General features: G+C 39.6%; 14 protein-coding genes. All 14 read right to left on the reverse strand.

Going from position 1 to position 15,188, the window contains the following annotated elements; all coding sequences use genetic code 11:
- Positions 1 to 22: 22 nt before the first annotated feature.
- The 14 genes from ftsZ to PB1_RS01510 all read right to left on the reverse strand — a co-directional run bounded on the left by ftsZ (position 23) and on the right by PB1_RS01510 (position 15,180).
- Positions 23 to 1,162: a cell division protein FtsZ gene (gene ftsZ / locus PB1_RS01450; protein ID WP_003350300.1), complete on the reverse strand. Its 1,140-nt coding sequence runs from the start codon at positions 1,160 to 1,162 to the stop codon at positions 23 to 25.
- Between the two features lie 41 nt (positions 1,163 to 1,203).
- Positions 1,204 to 2,481 carry a cell division protein FtsA gene (gene ftsA, locus PB1_RS01455; RefSeq protein ID WP_003350301.1) on the reverse strand — a complete coding sequence of 426 codons (1,278 nt, stop codon included), beginning with the start codon at positions 2,479 to 2,481 and terminating at the stop codon, positions 1,204 to 1,206.
- A gap of 136 nt (positions 2,482 to 2,617) precedes the next feature.
- Positions 2,618 to 2,968: a small basic family protein gene (locus PB1_RS01460; RefSeq protein WP_003350302.1), complete on the reverse strand. Its 351-nt coding sequence runs from the start codon at positions 2,966 to 2,968 to the stop codon at positions 2,618 to 2,620.
- A complete protein-coding gene (locus PB1_RS01465; protein ID WP_003350303.1) occupies positions 2,968 to 3,699 on the reverse strand; it encodes a DUF881 domain-containing protein in 732 nt (243 codons plus the stop codon). The genes PB1_RS01460 and PB1_RS01465 overlap by 1 nt, the downstream gene beginning before the upstream one ends.
- A gap of 42 nt (positions 3,700 to 3,741) precedes the next feature.
- A complete protein-coding gene (locus tag PB1_RS01470) occupies positions 3,742 to 4,458 on the reverse strand; it encodes a DUF881 domain-containing protein (RefSeq protein ID WP_003350304.1) in 717 nt (238 codons plus the stop codon).
- Positions 4,442 to 4,618 carry a hypothetical protein gene (locus PB1_RS18380; protein ID WP_337999011.1) on the reverse strand — a complete coding sequence of 59 codons (177 nt, stop codon included), beginning with the start codon at positions 4,616 to 4,618 and terminating at the stop codon, positions 4,442 to 4,444. The genes PB1_RS01470 and PB1_RS18380 overlap by 17 nt, the downstream gene beginning before the upstream one ends.
- Positions 4,615 to 5,217, reverse strand: a complete 603-nt coding sequence (locus PB1_RS01475) for a cell division protein FtsQ/DivIB (protein ID WP_337999012.1) — start codon at positions 5,215 to 5,217, stop codon at positions 4,615 to 4,617. Before PB1_RS01475 ends, PB1_RS18380 begins: the two co-directional genes overlap by 4 nt.
- A gap of 175 nt (positions 5,218 to 5,392) precedes the next feature.
- Positions 5,393 to 6,301 carry a UDP-N-acetylmuramate dehydrogenase gene (gene murB / locus PB1_RS01480; RefSeq protein WP_003350305.1) on the reverse strand — a complete coding sequence of 303 codons (909 nt, stop codon included), beginning with the start codon at positions 6,299 to 6,301 and terminating at the stop codon, positions 5,393 to 5,395.
- A 61-nt stretch (positions 6,302 to 6,362) separates the two neighbouring features.
- Positions 6,363 to 7,466 (reverse strand): undecaprenyldiphospho-muramoylpentapeptide beta-N-acetylglucosaminyltransferase, encoded by a 1,104-nt coding sequence (gene murG, locus PB1_RS01485; RefSeq protein WP_003350306.1) that lies wholly within the window; start codon positions 7,464 to 7,466, stop codon positions 6,363 to 6,365.
- 273 nt (positions 7,467 to 7,739) lie between these two features.
- On the reverse strand, positions 7,740 to 8,840 hold the full coding sequence (gene spoVE, locus PB1_RS01490; RefSeq protein ID WP_003350308.1) for a stage V sporulation protein E: 1,101 nt from the start codon (positions 8,838 to 8,840) through the stop codon (positions 7,740 to 7,742).
- Positions 8,841 to 8,939: 99 nt separating this feature from the next.
- Positions 8,940 to 10,292: a UDP-N-acetylmuramoyl-L-alanine--D-glutamate ligase gene (murD, locus tag PB1_RS01495; RefSeq protein WP_003350310.1), complete on the reverse strand. Its 1,353-nt coding sequence runs from the start codon at positions 10,290 to 10,292 to the stop codon at positions 8,940 to 8,942.
- Positions 10,293 to 11,267 (reverse strand): phospho-N-acetylmuramoyl-pentapeptide-transferase, encoded by a 975-nt coding sequence (gene mraY, locus PB1_RS01500; protein ID WP_003350311.1) that lies wholly within the window; start codon positions 11,265 to 11,267, stop codon positions 10,293 to 10,295.
- Positions 11,268 to 11,553: 286 nt separating this feature from the next.
- The gene (locus PB1_RS01505) at positions 11,554 to 13,014 is read right to left on the reverse strand and encodes a UDP-N-acetylmuramoyl-L-alanyl-D-glutamate--2,6-diaminopimelate ligase (protein ID WP_003350313.1); all 1,461 of its coding nucleotides are present in this window, start codon (positions 13,012 to 13,014) and stop codon (positions 11,554 to 11,556) included.
- A 249-nt stretch (positions 13,015 to 13,263) separates the two neighbouring features.
- Positions 13,264 to 15,180 carry a stage V sporulation protein D gene (locus tag PB1_RS01510; RefSeq protein WP_003350314.1) on the reverse strand — a complete coding sequence of 639 codons (1,917 nt, stop codon included), beginning with the start codon at positions 15,178 to 15,180 and terminating at the stop codon, positions 13,264 to 13,266.
- Between the last annotated feature and the right edge of the window lie 8 nt (positions 15,181 to 15,188).

Below are 15,188 nucleotides of genomic sequence, written 5' to 3' on the forward strand. Positions count from 1 at the left end.
ATGAGTCAGCCCCATTTTCTCTTTATCGTCGACGATTTCGGTTTCTTAAGAAAGTCGGAATATCGAGCGGATCTTCACTTTGAATGGATGGATTTCTTAAGCTTTCTTGCGGAATTTCATCGCGTTTTGGCTCACGCTTAACACTTGGCATATTAGGTTTTGCCTGAACTCCTCCAAATGAAGATCTTGTTGGTTTTGGCTGAACAGCCTCTTCATTAAAACCGGTAGCAATAACAGTAACTACAATTTCATCTTTCAAGTTTTCATTAATAACGGAACCAAAAATCATATTCACTTCCTGGTCTGAAGCTGAAGCTACGATATCAGCAGCTTCTTGAACCTCGTATAGACTTAAATTTGTGCCGCCGGTAATGTTCATCAATACCCCTTGGGCTCCATCAATGGAAGTTTCCAAGAGCGGTGAAGAAATTGCTTTTTTCGCTGCCTCGGCAGCCCTGTTTTCTCCGGACGCAACACCAATTCCCATTAAAGCCGAGCCCTTATTTGACATAATCGTTTTAACATCTGCGAAATCAAGGTTAATTAATCCCGGAACGGCAATTAAATCAGAAATACCTTGAACGCCCTGGCGAAGCACGTTATCAGCTTCACGGAACGCTTCAAGCATTGGAGTGCTTTTATCGACAATTTCCAGCAAGCGGTCATTCGGAATGACAATCAGCGTATCGACAGCTTCTTTCATTGCAGCGATCCCGCCTGCTGCCTGGTTTGCCCGCTTTTTTCCCTCAAACGTAAATGGACGGGTAACGACCCCAACCGTTAACGCACCTAATTCGCGGGCAATTTGCGCAATAACTGGAGCTGCACCTGTTCCGGTTCCGCCGCCCATACCTGCGGTAACGAACACCATGTCTGCGCCTTTTAATGCTTCTTCAATCTGTTCTTTGCTTTCTTCTGCGGCTTTTTTACCTACCTCCGGATTCGCTCCTGCACCAAGTCCCCTAGTTAGCTTGGCGCCAATTTGCATTTTCACTTCTGCTTTCGATAGGTTTAAAGCTTGGGCATCAGTATTGACAGAAATAAACTCAACACCTTGTACTCCGTGCTCTATCATACGGTTAACCGCGTTGTTTCCGCCGCCACCAACGCCAATTACTTTTATTGTAGCTAGTTGATCTAAATTTGTATCAAACTCCAACATCACAAATCCTCCTAATTCGTCGTTATTCCTTTTTGATCGGTCTATTCAAAAAAATAGCCCAGGAACTTTTTCACTCTAGATGTCACTTTTTCTTCCGGTTGTTTCTCCGGTTTTAATTTTGGTTGCGGCTGTTTTTGAACGCGTTTTTCTTTTGCTTCCGAAACAGCTTGTGCCGGTTTTCTTCCTTGCAATTTTGCATTTTTATAAGCAAATTTGATTAGACCGACACCCGTTGTATATTGAGGTTCCCGCACGCCTATATAGTCGGGAACTGCGATTCGTACCCGATTTTGAAAAACAATTTGTGCAAGTTCCAATACACCTTGCATATTGGCTACACCGCCAGTTAAAACATAACCGCCCGGCAAGTCGTGAACTCCTAATCTTCTAATTTCATTTTGGATTAATTCAAAAATCTCTTCCATTCTTGCTTCAATAATATCAGAAATTTCAAGCTGATTAAATTGTTGATGTTGGTCGCTTCCAATGATCGGAACACTGAATACTTCATCCTCTGATGCATAATCGTAAAAGGCATGTCCATGTTTTATTTTTATTTTTTCTGCATCTTCCGTAGATGTTCTTAACCCTATTGATAGATCTTTCGTGATATGGTCTCCCCCGACTGGCAATACGGATGTTGCTTTTAGGCTGCCGTTTTCAAATATAGCGATTGTTGTTGACCCGCCGCCAATGTCAACTAAAGCAACTCCGAGGTTTTTTTCATCTTTGGAAAGGGCGAATGACCCGGCTGCCAAAGGCTGTAACGTTATATCCATAATTTCTAAACCTGCGCGTTCTACACAACGAAGTGTATTATGTAGGATGGTTTTCGAACCTGTAATAATGATGCCTTCCATTTCAAGACGGACACCGATCATTCCCCTTGGGTCAGTAATCTCATCCAATCCGTCAACAATAAATTGTTTTGGAATTACATCGATAATTTCTCTCTCAGGCGGAATGGAAACGACTTGGGCTGCATCTATAACTCTTGCAATATCTTGATTGGTAATTTCACGGTTTTCGCTTGCTACCGCTACTACACCGTGGCAAGGCTGAAGCATCACATGATTACCTGTGATGCCTACAATAACTTGTGAAATATCCATTCCTATCATTCTCTCAGCCTGCTCAATTGCCCTTTTTATAGAATGAACGGTTTCATCTATGTCAACAATGGATCCTTTCTTAAGACCTTCAGATTTCACATTGCCTACACCGATTATATTTAAGGAGTCGCTGACCATTTCACCTATGATAACTTTTACATTGGATGTACCGATGTCAAGACTTACATATATTTCATTGCTGTTCATTCTTTGGCACCTCCTTTTAGCAATTCAAAAATTGAACAACAATTTTTTTCTTAAAAAAGTTTATTATTAACGGTTTTCTTCATAAAAATATTCGTCAAAACTAAGCTTTTCCCTTTTAAAAAAACTTATTTTTTTTCTAATTTTTATTGTTCGAAGACCATTTCGCTAATAACAGCCGCCGGATGACTGCAATATTTTGGAAAAGTCTTACACCAAATGCAAAAACAGCTGCTAAATATAAGTCTACACCAAGATGTACCCCTAGAAAAGCTAAACTTGCAGCCAAAATTATATTGAAAAAGAAACCAGATACAAATACTTTTTCGTCGTAAATATTTTGCAAATGTGCACGAATTCCTCCAAAAAGAGTATCTAAAGAGGCAAGCACAGCGATTGATAAATAATTCGAATACTCTTCCGGAATTCTTATATCAGTCAGCAGGCCGAGCATAACTCCCAGTATCAGGCCCAATAGCGGAAGCCACATTATGATTTGCCTCCTTCGTTAGGTTTTACTGCTTCCATATACCTGATGCGAATTGTATCATCATATGCCGGTATCGTAATTTTTTTTTCAGGTCGGGAAACTTCTATCCTTAAGTTGTCAATGAAAAATTCTTCAACAGATTTTGAGACTTTCATCCGGTTATAAAGTTTTTCTGCCGTCTGCATATTTTCAGTTAGCACTAAAACTTCAATTGGCATCTTGTGAAGGGAATGTCCATCGATCTTTGTTTCCATGTTAATATCCCGAATAACCGTTGTGTTAATGATCCGTTTTCCATCAATTGATATATGGAGTGCATCATACATATTCAACTCGTTGACGAGTCTTTTTAATAATTCCGGTGAAACTGAAGAAACAGTTTCACCAAGCATCATCTCTTCATATACCGGTTCTATCGTTAATTTAATGCCCGGACCAGTCATTTCAGTCAGGCCTGCTTCTCTTTTAAGCTCCTCAAGTGTTTCTCTTAATATTTGTTCCTTGTTCTGATTTTGTTCGGTTTCATACTTATATAGTTTTTCTTCATTCGAGCGGATTTCCTGAATCAGTCTTGAAGCCAGTTCTTTTTCTTTGAGCAAATCCTCCCGCAGCTGCCAGGTGCCTCTCGTGTCGCGGGTTACCGGCTCTTTTACAGTCTGAAATTGGATGGCTAACATAAACCCAATCACCATAATAATCAACGTAAAGCTCATCATCTTTCTCTTGTCCACTAATTCCACCTTCTTTAATCACCCAAACAATGTGGACACTTATTAATTTCCAAGAATGGGATCAAGAATGATCTCGTCCTTTTTCTCAATACTGAACAAAATGTTGTCATTTACTAGCTGGTCTTTTACCCCGCCTGTTAAATTAATTGCAGACTCCAACACTTCAGGATCACCGATTGCAGTTATGACAAAAGGAGCAGGATGCTGAAAACCGTCCACTGTGATCACAGGCCCGTCACAAACTATGTATGAATTGTGAGACAACCTTTGGCCGTTTATAGCAACTGCTTGAGCCCCGGAAATATATAATTCGTTAATAACTTTAAAAATATGATGTTCATGTACGAGATAATTGTTAATGTTCTCTTCATTCGGTTCATATTCGCCATCATTAAGTATAATTTGGACGCCTTTACCTTTTACGGCTACTTTTCCTAAATACATACGATATTTTTCAGCATCTTCGGCAAGATTAAAATAAACCTGCGCTTCTTTTGCCAGCTGCTTTTCAATTTCAAGAACCTTTTCTTGTTCTTGATTTAATTCCTTTTGCAACTCCCGGTTTGCTTGTTCCTGGTCAATCAACTGATTACGAAGGTCCAGCGTCTTCTCCCATTCCATATCTGTAATTTTTGAAGCTTCCTTTTCTTTTTTTGTTAAGTGATATGAAAAAGCGAGCATAAAACCAAGAACGAGACAGACAAATGAAAGAATGACTTGATTACCCTTCACCTTCTTCATCTTATTCTTCTTCACCATCTTCAGTTCCTTCCTCATCATAAGCCTTGAAATAAGAGCCTACTTCCAAATCAATAACTCCTTTTTTATCAGGGTCAAGCTGACTGACAATCGAAGGGTAATGGGCCATTTTTTCAGCAAAACCTCGCAACGTCGCATTTACCTCAAAACCATCATTCATATATAGGACGATCCGATAAGCATCTGTTTTTTTGGTTTGTAATGGATTTCCGAAATGGAATTTATCACTTCCTCAGGCAAATTTTGAAGATTAGTAATCATTTCTTCCAAGACTTCTCCTTCTGTAAATCCAATTAACAACGGAGCGCTTACGGGCAAATCGGCAGTTTGCTCACTTTTTAAGATTTCTCCGTTTTCAAGAACCGGCAAATAGCTTGCCTCTTTTACGATGTAAGCAATACGCTTGTATTCCTTCACATTTATAATAACAGTATCGGGAAGCTTAATCTTTACATTGGCAGACTTAATCTCGGGCAAATTTTTTAACTTATCCTCTATTGCTTCCTTATCTACCTTCCAAATATTTGTCGATTTTGTGATACCTATTAATGAAAGAAGTTCATCCTTCGGGTAAACTTCGTTCCCATTAACTTGAACCATTTTTATGCGGCTTAATGGTGATTGAAAATAAACAACACAGGCGATCAATGAAAAAAACAATATTAAAAGCAGTATCACTCTTTTATTCGCTTTCTTTCGCCTCTGTTGTTTAAGTTTAGGAATTCTGTCTTCTATTGAGACAATTTTCCCTTTTTCCATCCAATTCACCACCAATAAAAAGTGAAAATGACGATCATTGCTGTCAAAGAAAAAGCGTTTGTGTAAAGTGAAAACAACGGCACAAAATTCATGCCGTTTTCACAAAAATTCCAATCTGTATTTGCATTGCTAAGCAATTATATCACAAAATTTGTAAGCCGTTAGGATATTCTTGTTACTTTCGGCCGATTATTTCAACTTCTGTTTCCATTCTAATTTGATATAAATTGTAAATCGTTTCTTTTATATGCTCAATCAAAGAAAGTACGTCCCGAGCTTTTGCGTTCCCTGTATTGACAATAAAATTAGCATGAATTTCAGAGATCATGGCACCACCGATTGAATGGCCTTTTAATCCCGCCGATTCAATTAATTTACCGGCAAAATGTGGCAGCGGATTTCTGAAAATACTTCCTGCACACGGGAAATTCCAAGGCTGAGTTTCTTTTCGGTAATCTTTATTTTTTTGTAATTTTGGCAATATCGTTTCTTTTTCCCCTTTTTCAAGCTGAAAAACAGCTTCTACAACTATTCCGGGGCGTTTTTTTTGCAAAACTGAAGTTCTGTAAGAAAACTCCATTTCATCATTAGTCAGCCATTCCATTGTTCCGTCTTCAAAAAGAATAAGGGCTTTTACTAATATGTTAGAAATATCTGACCCATGTGCACCAGCATTCATATAAACGGCTCCGCCGACAGACCCGGGAATTCCTGCAGCAAATTCCAACCCGGACAATCCCTTTCTGCTTATCATCGTTGCAAGACTGACAAGAGAGTGACCTCCACCGACTTTTACAACAGTATCATTCACTTCTAAGTGGTCTAACCCGTGGCCCAGTTTGATCACTGCCCCTTCGATCCCATTATCGGAAACAAGTAAATTGGAACCTCTCCCGATTGCTCTCCATTTCGTGTTATATTCACGGATTAGATCCATTGTCTTTTTCAAGTTATCAATAGATGAAGGCTCGACAAACAAATCGGCCGGCCCGCCAATTTTTATCGTAGTATGGTTTGCTAAAGGTTCATTTTCCTTCACTTTACCTACATTTAATTCTTTTAGTTTTTTTATCAATTCGTTCATATAAACCTTCCTTCCATTGTCCTTTTTGTGTAATTAGTCTATGCGCAAAAGGAAGTCTGGGCTACTTTAGTTTTTTTGCTGCAAGCTCTTGAATGACCTTGTAAAATTTTCGGACTGCATCCGGCATTCCAAGCCTTTTTGCAGCATTCTTCATTTCAGTTAATTTATCTTTATCCAAAAGAACCTGGTCAATATGTTCAACAAGTTTTGAACTGGTCAAATCTTTTTCAAGCAATAAAATGGCTGCACCATGGTCGCTTAATGCTCTTGCATTTTTTTCCTGATGATTATTGGTTACATAAGGGCTTGGAATAAGTATACTCGGAATTCCTAAAGAAGTTAATTCCGCTAAAGTGGTTGCACCAGCTCTTGATACCACTAAATCAATGCCCGCCAGAACCTCGGGCATATTATGGATAAACGGTTTTATGACAACATTTTCAGGATTACCAATTAATTCAACTTCTTTTTTAACTTCCTCATAATGTACATCACCGGTTACATACAAAACCTGGTACGGTTTTTCCTCAAGCTGGGACAATGATTTTAGAACAGCTTCATTGATGGGTCTGGCTCCTCGGCTTCCGCCAAAAATCAAAACGGCCGGTTCTTTCGCTTTAAGGCCTGACGAAAGCCTTCCATTAATACCGTCTTGTCCGACTACCTCTGAAGCCCGGGGATTCCCGGTTAATACAACTTTTTCACTTGGAAAAAATGCTTTCGCCTCTTCAAAGCAGACGGCAATCTTATCTACATAACGGCTCAAGAATTTATTCGTCAAACCTGGCACACTATTTTGTTCATGAATGATTGTAGGTATCCCTATTCTTGAAGCTGCATAAACGACCGGTCCGCAAACATATCCCCCTGTTCCGATAACGACATCAGGGTTAAACTGTTTTAAGATTTTTTTGCTGTCTCTTACACCTTTAACAAACCGGAAAACTGTTTTGATATTTTCAAAGGACAATTTTCGTTTAAAACCGGTAATATGTATCGATTTAAAAGGAATTTTTTCACGGGTAACAATTTTACTTTCCAACCCTTTTTCAGTGCCGATATATAAAAAGTGTGCATTCTTATTTTCTTTTGCAATTTCGCGTATGAGAGCGAGTGCAGGATATATATGTCCTCCCGTTCCTCCTCCACTGACAGCTATTCTCATTTTTCCACCTCACAGGAATAGAGTAAAGGAGTTATAGAACCCTTTTCTCATTCGTAAAGAAAAATCTTGGATGTTGAAAACAAGCATTCAGTTGCTCTATCCTATTCTACTATATCGTAAACTTTTAAAAGAAGAATAAAAAAAGATTGTCATCTAATTTTAACATTGATGAAAACAGGATTTAATTTTGATGTTATTACCTATGCTTTTATTAAATAAATTACGACAAAAAGAAACCCTGCAATGCAGGGTATGTTAGAAAAAACTGTCTTTTTAATATCTAGCATATCTGCTTATGTTTAAGAGAACTCCAATTGCCATAAGCATTAATGTTAATGAAGAACCTCCATAGCTTAAAAATGGAAGGGTAATCCCCGTTACAGGCATTAAACCGGTTACCACACCAATATTGATCATTACTTGAATAGCTATCATCGCAATGATGCCGACCGCAAGAAAGCTGCCATATAAATCAGGGGCTCCCAACGCAATTCGAATTCCTCTCCATAGCAAAAGGGCAAACAGAAGCAGTACAAAGGACCCTCCAATAAAACCAAGCTCCTCTGCGAGGATGGCAAAAATAAAATCTGTTTGCGGTTCCGGCAAATAAAAAAACTTCTGCCTGCTCTGCCCAAGACCAAGTCCAAACAAACCTCCTGGACCAATTGCTAAGAGCGATTGAATGATCTGAAATCCGGTGCCAAGCGGGTCCTGCCATGGATCAAGAAACGATGTGATCCTTTTAATCCGGTACGGCGCAGATAGGACTAAGCCGACAAAGCCTGCCACCCCGATAAATCCCAATCCAATAAAATGGCTGATTCTTGCTCCGGAAATGAATATCATAACCAAGCACGTTCCGACCATAACTGTTCCCGTTCCAAGATCGGGCTGGAGCATAATAAGCGCAAATGCTGAGAATACAAGCGACAATGAGGGAACTAGTCCATTCTTAAAAGAAGTTATCATCTTTTGCCGCTCTGATAGAAATTTTGCTAAAAAAGCAATCATCGCCAGCTTCATAAATTCTGAAGGCTGGATCGAAAATGCTCCAACTCCTATCCAGCTCCGCGAACCGTTCCGTTCATTTCCAATCCCCGGAATTAATACGAGCAGCAACAGAACAAAGCAAATCAAAAGGAGGGCTTTAGCCCAAGTTTTCCATGTCCAATAATCAACATTCATAATAAAAAACATCGCAACAACACCGATGCCCGCAAAGAGCATTTGCCTTTTTGCAAAAAAGAATGAATCATCAAATTTATATTCTGCCCATACGGCGCTCGCACTGTAAACCATAATAAGCCCGACTGCCAGCAGTGTAAAAGTTACGATCATTAATATCATATCGGGAGTAGTTTTTTTTGTTGGCAATGCAAAACACCTCGACTGCAAGTTTTAGGGCAATAACTATCTGTCCCGAAATGAGCTGAAACAAGAGGTTTTGGCCCAATTTATTTCAAAGACAAGCCCTTACTTAAGCTTATGCACCGCTTCGATAAAAATGTCTCCCCTTACTTCAAAAGTTTTATATTGATCCCAGCTGGCACAGGCCGGAGAAAGCAGAATCACATCTCCCTGTTCCGAATGCTGGTAAGCTTGTAGTACGGCGCTTTCCACATTATCGACACGAAGAATGGTTTTTATTCCAGCCAAACTTCCTGCCCGCTCCAATTTTTCTGCAGTCTGTCCAAATGTTATAAGTGCTTTCACATTTTTTAATGAAGGAACAAGCTCATAAAATTCATTCCCCCGATCCAATCCTCCTGCTAAAAGGATGACTGGATTTTCAAAAGCGGCAAGTGCTTTAGTTGTTGCCAGAATATTTGTTGCCTTCGAATCGTTATAAAACTTTCTTCCATTTAGTTCGCAAACAAATTGCAGGCGGTGCTTTACACCTGTAAAAGTGCTTAACACACGAAAAATCGCTTCGTTATCAACGCCTGATAATTTTGCGGCGGCGATGGCTGAAAGAATATTTTCTAAATTATGCTCGCCAGGAAGCGCGATATCATTAGTATGAAAGATCCGTTCCCCATTAAAGAAAACAGCTCCATCTTTTACATAAATGCCTTCGTTTAATACTTGTACGGTAGAAAACGGAATAGTTTTCGCACGTGATTTCTTTGCAATCCGAGCGACGATATCCTGTTCGGAATTATAAATAAAATAGTCATTTTCCGTTTGATTTTTGGTTATCATCGCTTTCGCATTAATATACTCTTCTTTTGTTCCATGATAATCAAGATGGGCATCATAAATATTGGTAAGAATCGCGATTTTCGGCTTAAAAGCATCAATTCCCATTAATTGAAATGATGACAACTCAATCACAATCGTATTGTTGCTCCCGGCTTCTTGAGCCACATCGGAAGCTACCGTTCCGATGTTTCCTGCAATCAATGGATATTTGTTTCCCGCTTTCAGCATTTCATAGATAAGCGTTGTTGTCGTTGTCTTTCCATTCGTTCCGGTAATTCCTATTAATGGCGCTTCAGATATTTGATATGCGAGCTCCACCTCAGTAATAACAGGAATTCCTTTTTCAACCGCTCCCTTGATCATCGGATTAAAGTAAGGGATTCCGGGATTTTTTACGATCAACTCAAAGCCTTCATCCAAAAGCTCAATCGGATGATCACCGCAAATTACTTTTATTCCCTGTTCCAATAATCCTTGAGCTTCAGGGTTTTCAGACAGCGGCTTTTTGTCATTGACAGTAACAAATGCCCCTAATTTATGCAGGAGCGATGCCGCACTTACTCCGCTCTTTGCTAATCCTAAAACAAGTATTTTTTTATGATAATATCGATTAATATACTTCAATTACAACCACACCTCTAAATAAATTCCAAGAACGGCAAAAAGCAGGCCCACCGTCCAAAATGTTACAACTACGCGCCACTCTGACCAACCTGATAACTCATAATGATGATGGAGCGGACTCATTTTGAATATCCTTTTACCTGTTGTTTTAAAAGAAATCACTTGTAGAATAACCGATAATGTTTCGATTACAAAAACACCGCCAATTATAATTAACAAAATTTCCAATTTTGTCAAAATAGCGATCGCAGCAATTGCTCCCCCGAGGGCAAGTGATCCTGTATCTCCCATAAACACTTTCGCAGGATGGGCATTAAATACTAGAAAACCAAGAACTGCTCCAACTACAGCGACGGAAAATATTGCGACTTCAAACTGGGACTGGTTCCACGCTAACACAGCAAATGCCCCAAAAGCAATAGCGGCCGTCCCGGAAACAAGTCCGTCTAAACCATCTGTCAAATTGACAGCATTCGAAAAACCGACTAGCCAAAAGATAATAAAAAATGCATACAGCCAGCCAAGATCAATCGAATAGTCAGTCAATGGAATACGTATTTCTGTTGAAAATTCGTTTGTTTTTAAAACAAAATAAAAAACGGCAGAAATAATGATCTGGCCAAAAAGCTTTTGCTTTGATGTTAACCCTAAGTTTCGCTTCATCGCCACTTTTATAAAATCATCCAAAAAGCCGAGCAGACCAAATCCAAGTGTTACGAACAGCAGCAAATATGTTTTAATTGTCGGTTCTGAGAATTTTCCTGTCATAATAATCGTTGTTGCTGCGACAGACAGGAGTATCATAATGCCTCCCATTGTCGGAGTTCCTGATTTTTTTTGATGAGACTTCGGACCTTCTTCTCGGATGCTTTGTCCAAATTTCAACCTTCTTAAGAAAGGAATAAAAATGGGAGACAGGACCACTGTAATTAAAAAAGCCATTAATATTGTGAAAAAAATAACTTGCTCCAGCACTTTATTCCCTCCTAATTAGAGCCCGTGTCCAAAATTTGATTTTATTCTTTCAGCTTTCATAGCAAAATCATATGTAAAACTCTTTTCATTAAGAAATTTTATGTCTTGAAAAAGAAAGTTTGTCACATTTTTGAAAACAATTATTTCTAAAGTTAATTTTTTAACATAGCTTTGCATCATTGTCTTATACCTTTCGTTTTATCATTTAAAAAAAATTGAAAAGGGCTGATTTTTCTTTGGTCTTCCCAAAAACCTCTTTAAAATCTTTATCGGTTCTAAATAAGTTTTATCGTCTCTCAATCGCCTCTTTCGCGACAACCCGATCATCAAAATCAAACACTTCGCTTCCAATTTGCTGATACGTTTCATGGCCTTTTCCGGCAATCAGAATGACATCCCCTTTTTGAGCATTGTTTATCGCATAGTAGATAGCTTCTTTTCGGTCAACAATTGGCTTGTACTGTTTACCTTTTACTCCTTCTTCCATGTCACGGATGATTTGAAGCGGGTCTTCATTTCTCGGATTATCCGAAGTGAATATCGGATGTGTTGCATATTGGCAAGCAATTTTAGCCATTAAAGGGCGCTTCGTACGGTCTCTGTCACCCCCGCAGCCAACAACGACATAAATATTTCGCTCAGCAAATTGCTTAATAGTTTTTAACACATTTTCAAGGCTGTCCGGGGTATGGGCATAATCAACAATAACCGCAAAATCCTGTCCTTCATTTACTAATTCGAAACGGCCCGGCACTCCTTCCACTTCTTCGATCGATTTAATCATTTGCTTAAGGGAAATGCCGGAAACAAGACATGCGCCAATACTTGCCAACACATTATAGACGCTGAATTTTCCGATCAGCTTCATCGAAATCTTTTCGACTCCGTGCGGTGTGATTAAATCAAAAACCGTTCCGTTCGCTGCAATCTTCAAATTAGCCGCTTTAATATCTGCAGGCTGATCAATCCCGTATGTGACAACATGAGCAGCAGTTGATTGGATATACTCCCTGGAAGCAGGATCATCTGCATTCAAAACAGCAAATTTTGGCTTGTCATGACTAAAAGTATTTCCGAGCTGAGAGAATAGAAGACTTTTTGCTCTGCGGTACTCATCCATTGTTTTATGATAATCAAGGTGATCTTGTGTGAGGTTTGTAAAAACCGCTACATTGTAATCACACCCGTGCACCCGACCATAAACCAACGCATGTGAAGATACTTCCATCACAGCCGTTTCAACACCGCTGTCGATCATTTGCTTAAATGTTTTTTGTAACCTCAGGCTTTCAGGGGTTGTATTTTTCGTTTCGAATGTTTGGTTGCCGATTTTTGTATATATCGTTCCGATTAAACCGGTTTTTTGCCCGGCATCGGAAAAGATTTTTTCAATTAAATGACTCGTTGTCGTCTTACCGTTCGTTCCGGTAATTCCAACCAAATGCAGTTTACGGCTTGGCTGGCCGTAAAATGCGTCAGCTAGCACGGCCATTGCCCGGTATGTATCATTTACGACGATGACGGGTACATCAAGTTGCAGCTTTCTTTCAGCGAGAATGGCTGCAGCTCCTTTCTCAACAGCTGACTGAGCAAAATCATGTCCGTCAACTGTATGACCTTTAATACAAATAAACAGGCTCCCCGGTTCAACTAAGCGATTATCATTATGAATCGCAGTAATTTCGGGATTATCCCCCTTATAAGGTACAAGAGGGTGCAGAAATTTTAGCAATGTATGTAATTTCATTTTTCTCATTCCTCTCAAGAAACCAAAGATCATAACATCTTACATTACTTATCCGTCATTTTTAATTCGAAACTTACTTTATACGGCGGTTATTATTTTACATGAAAAGAAAGAATTAAGCCATTTTTGCAGATCATTTTTATAAACGGAAAAACAAACCTATTTCTTCAACATTCCGGAAAAAGCAAAATGGAAACGGGGCGGCGATTTCCTCGATTGCCGCCCTTCTCATATCATTCATCCAGTCGTTTATTTATTCCCGAAATATAGCCTGATAGTTGATCCTTCTTTTAATTTTACTCCCGGCTGCGGTGTTTGCTTTACGACAATATCCCCTTCACCGCTGGCGTCAATTTTGAAATTTAAGAAGACTTCACGAAGTTCCTTTTTTGATAAACCGACTAAATCCGGAACTTCTATCATACGTGGGTCGGTATATGTCATTTTTTTGTCAAGCTGATCTTTACGCGGCTTAACTCCCATAGCTCTTAAACTGTCGCCCATAATGCTCCCTACAATCGGCGCGGACACAACCCCTCCAAATTGTACGGTGCCTTTCGGATTATCTACGCCGACATAAACAACGAGCTCGGGGGCATCTGCCGGGGCAAAACCGATAAAAGAAACGATATGATTATTTTCAAGGTATCTTCCATTCACTGCTTTTTGCGCGGTTCCGGTTTTTCCGCCGACCCGATATCCATCAACAAACGCTTTTCCGCCCGTTCCTTGGGCAACAACGCTTTCTAATGCGTAACGCATCTTCTTTGAAGTTTCCTCGGAAATAACTTTTCGTTTTGCAACAGGAGAATTTTTCATTACAACTTTCCCAGTTCTTGGATCGATCAATTCTTTTGCAACATATGGAGTATATAAAGTGCCGCCGTTGATAGCAGCAGAAATTGCAGCTACTTGCTGAATGGGTGTTACAGATACCCCTTGGCCAAAAGCAGTTGTTGCTTGTTCGACCGGTCCGACTTTATCGAGGTCAAAAAGTATTCCCGTTCCTTCTCCTTGAAGATCTATGCCAGTCTTTTCACCAAATCCAAATTTTTTAATATATGAAAATAGTTTTTCTTTTCCAAGCCTTTGTCCTAGTTCTACGAAACCTGGGTTACATGAATTTTGTACAACCTCAAGGAACGTCTGTGAACCATGTCCTCCTCTTTTCCAACAGCGAAGCCTGGCTCCGCCCACTTTCACAAATCCGGGGTCGTGAAAATGTTCTTTTTCTAAGTCTACTTTTCCTTCTTCAAGGGCCGCCGCAAGTGTAATAATTTTAAATGTTGAACCCGGTTCGTATGTGCTCCATACCGGCAAATTCCTATTATAAATTTCAGGTGCTACATTCTTGTAGTTTGCCGGGTCAAAATCTGGCCTCGAGGCCATAGCTAAAATTTCACCTGTATTTGGGTTCATTGCAATGGCAATAATTCCATCAGGATTATATTTTGCTTGGGCAATGTCTAATTCTCTTTCAACAATTGTCTGGATCTTTGTATCAATTGTCAGTTTTAAATCAAGTCCTTCAATTGGCGGCTCGTAGTCGTCTGCCATATCATTCATGCGCTTGCCCTTTGCATCCGCATAAAACTTAACTGATCCTTTTTTTCCTTTTAATTCCTTATCATAATATAGTTCCAGCCCCATTAGCCCCTGGTTATCAGCACCTGCAAATCCAAGAACGTGTGACAAATAGCTTCCAAAAGGGTAATGGCGTTTCGAGTCCTCCCCGATATAAATGCCTTTTAAACCGAGAGCACGGATTTCTTTTGCTTTCTCATGGGAAATTTTGCGTCCTTCGGGAATCCGGACAGAGGAAGCAGTTTTCGTAATCAGCTTATATGCTTTTTCTTTTGGCATATTTAAAACTTCCGCCAGCTTTTCCGCCGTTTCAGCAGGATTCTCGATTTGCCTCGGAACTGCATAAACAGTCGGTGCACTAACATTCGTCGCTAAAAGGACACCATTTCGATCCATAATCTCTCCGCGCTCCGGTTCAAACGGGATATTTCTGCTCCATGAATCTTTAGCTCGGTCAGTCAGCATATTACCGAGAAAAAATTGAACATAGCCTAACCGAAGATCGATAATAAAAAATATAAATATTCCCGCTATTAATGCTATCGTCAGCCTTTTCCTGACGGTCACGTTCGATACACGCATCTATGAAC

The organism is Bacillus methanolicus PB1 (genome assembly GCF_000262755.1).
Classification (GTDB): Bacteria; Bacillota; Bacilli; order Bacillales; family Cytobacillaceae; genus Bacillus_Z; species Bacillus_Z methanolicus.